This is a genomic window from Candidatus Eisenbacteria bacterium (genome assembly GCA_016867495.1).
Lineage (GTDB): Bacteria > Eisenbacteria > RBG-16-71-46 > CAIMUX01 > VGJL01 > VGJL01.
In genome coordinates this window covers 1-2,714 of sequence record VGJL01000272.1, presented here as the reverse complement: position 1 = coordinate 2,714, position 2,714 = coordinate 1, and the positions used below count along the sequence as shown (strand labels likewise).

Sequence of the window (2,714 nt, the reverse complement as noted above, 5' to 3'; positions counted from 1 at the left end):
GACGGTGGTGAGAGTGGGCGCCCTCGTGACGCACGCTCAGGCGGAGCGGGATCCGGAGTTGCTCCGGCGCGGTCGCCTCCTCTGCGAGTCGTGCGCCCAGATCGGTTCCCCGCAGATTCGCAACCGGGGAACCATCGGAGGGAATCTCTGTAACGCTTCCCCCTGCGCCGACACGCTGCCCGCGCTGGCCGCCCTCAATGCCCGGCTCGTGCTCCTGTCTCGTCGCGCTCGCCGCGAGATCGCTCTGGAAGAGGCCCTCATCGGTCCGTACGAGACGGCGGTGGCCGATGACGAGATCCTATCCGAGATCCGGTTTCCCGCCACGCCGCCGGGGGCGGGATCGAGCTTCATCAAGCTCGGGAGGAGGAACGCCCTCTCGATCTCGCGGATGAGCGTCGCCGCTGTCATCGCGAGGAGCGATGACGGCCGCATGCGGACGGTTCGTCTCGCGGCGGGATCCGTGGCGCCGACCGCTCGCCGCTTCCGGGAGATCGAAGAGATGCTCGAGGGCAGAGTCCCCGAGCACGATCTGTTCACTGCGGCGGGCCGCGAGATGGCGGCGGCGATGGTGAAGCAGGTCGGGCAGAGATGGTCGACTCCCTACAAGGAGCCCGTGGTGGCGGCGCTGGTAAGGCGGGCGCTCGGCAGGGCCGCGGGGGAGGCGAGATGAACGCACGACTCATCGACGTGCGCTTTCTGCTGAACGGCGTGGATCGCGCCGTCCGAGTTCCTCCGGAGACGACGCTGCTCTCGCTCTTGAGGGATCACCTCCTGCTCACGGGAACGAAGTGCGGATGCGAGATCGGCCAGTGCGGCGCGTGCACGGTGATCGTGGAGGAAGAGGCCGTCGCGAGCTGCCTTCTGCTCGCCGGCCAGATCGAGGGTCTGCGCATCGAGACCGTGGAGGGTCTCGCGGGGGAGGTGGCGCAGTCCGGCGAAGGCCTACATCCGCTCCAGCGGGCCTTTCTGGATCACGACGCGGTCGCCTGCGGATTCTGCACTCCCGGGATGCTCATGTCGGCGAAGGCCCTCCTCGACAAGGGAGAGACGCCCTCGAGGGAGGAGATCAAGAGGGCGATCAGCGGCAACCTGTGCCGGTGCACCGGATACCTCCCGATCGTGGAAGCCATCGAGGAAGTGTCGAGGAAGCGGACCTGAGAGGTCCATCAAGGGGGAGAGGGTGGAGAGGATTCTCATCGAGCGGCCCATGACCTCCTCGCAGGCGATGCGCGAGGCGGAGCGATGTCTCCAATGCTTCGATCCTCCCTGCGCGCGCCGCTGTCCCGCGGGCATCGTGATCCCCCGCTTCATCCGGATGATCATGAGCGGGAATGCGCGGGGCGCGGCGGAGGCCGTGAGAAGCGCGAACGCGATGGCCTCGAGCTGCGGCCTCGCCTGTCCCGACGAGCAGCTCTGCGCCTCCGTCTGCGTGAGGCGATCGATCGATCGTCCCGTCGAGATCAGGAGGCTCCATCGCTTCGCGACCGACACCGAGGAGGCGATGGGGCCGCGCTCCGTCCGCCGCGCCGTCCGGGGCAGGGGGAGCGTGGCGATCGTAGGCGCGGGCCCCGGCGGTCTCGCCTGCGCGGCGGAGCTGAGGCGCCTCGGCATCGAGGTCACCCTCTATGAGGCGCGCGGAGAGATCGGCGGCGTGCTTGCGGGAGCGATTCCTTTGTACAGGTTCCCCGCCGAGGCCGTCGGTCGGGACGCGGCGTTCGCGATCGGTCGGGCTGCTGCGCTCGCCAGCGGGCGTGGGGCGGCCTCGCGCGGGCGGAGAGGCGCGAGCGCCCCCTTGCCCGACATCCATCTGAAGCTCGAGACGCGCGTGACGGACATCGCCGCGCTCGCCAAGCGGCACGACGCGGTCTTCGCGGCGCCGGGGGTGGTGGCTGCGGATCGGAGCGTTCCGGGGTGCGACTTCAGAGGTGTCGTGTCCGCGGTGGCCTTTCTGGAGGAGTGCAGGAGGAAGCGCTACGCGAACCGCGTCGGGCGCGACGTGGTCGTGATCGGAGGGGGAAACGTCGCCGTGGACGCGGCGATGGCCGTGATCCGCTGCGCGGAGGAGATGGGAGGGCACCCCCCCCGAGTCAGAGTCCTCTATCGCAGAACGCGCGACCTGATGCCGGCCTGGGAGAGGGAAGTCCGTGAGGCCGAGCGCGTGGGCGTGGTCTTCCACTTCCTGGTCGCGCCGGCCGGCTTCACAGGCGAGAGGGGCAAGCTCACCGGAGTCGAGGTCCTCAGAATGAGGCTGGGGCGGATCGACGCGACAGGACGGAGAGCGGCGGTTCCGATTCCCGGGGCGACCCTGGCGGTGCCGTGCGACCAGGCGATCCTCGCGATGGGCACGGCGCCGGAGCGGAGCATTTGGCGAGGCCTTCCTGCGACACGGCAGGGATACCCGAGTACGGACCGGCGCGCGAACAGGGTCATGGACAATGTCTATGCCGGCGGCGATGTTCTCGGCGGGGAGCAATCGATCGTCGCCGCCGTGGGGGACGCCAAGAGGGCGGCGCGGGCTATCGCCGCGTCCCTTGAGCGGAAGGGCCGAGGCGATGAGTAGGAAGGCGGATCGAACCAAGAGAGATCGCGGGAACGCTCGGGTCGCGGGAGGGGCTAGCCGCCGGAGGACGAGCGCGCTCGACCACGGGAGCGAGAGCGCGGAGGATCGGCTCGATCACGAGGCTTGCTACTCCTACGAGAACCTGAGGACGCGC

3 protein-coding genes are annotated in these 2,714 nt (G+C 69.4%); all 3 read left to right on the top strand.

Annotation, left to right across the window (positions count from 1 at the left end; all coding sequences use genetic code 11):
• On the top strand, positions 1–670 hold a 670-nt coding region (locus tag FJY88_13320), incomplete at its 5' end, for a xanthine dehydrogenase family protein subunit M (protein MBM3288307.1).
• A complete protein-coding gene (locus tag FJY88_13315) occupies positions 667–1,158 on the top strand; it encodes a (2Fe-2S)-binding protein (protein ID MBM3288306.1) in 492 nt (163 codons plus the stop codon). The genes FJY88_13320 and FJY88_13315, both read left to right, overlap by 4 nt.
• 22 nt (positions 1,159–1,180) lie before the next feature.
• Positions 1,181–2,560 (top strand): hypothetical protein, encoded by a 1,380-nt coding sequence (locus FJY88_13310; GenBank protein MBM3288305.1) that lies wholly within the window; start codon positions 1,181–1,183, stop codon positions 2,558–2,560.
• The last annotated feature ends 154 nt before the right edge of the window (positions 2,561–2,714 follow it).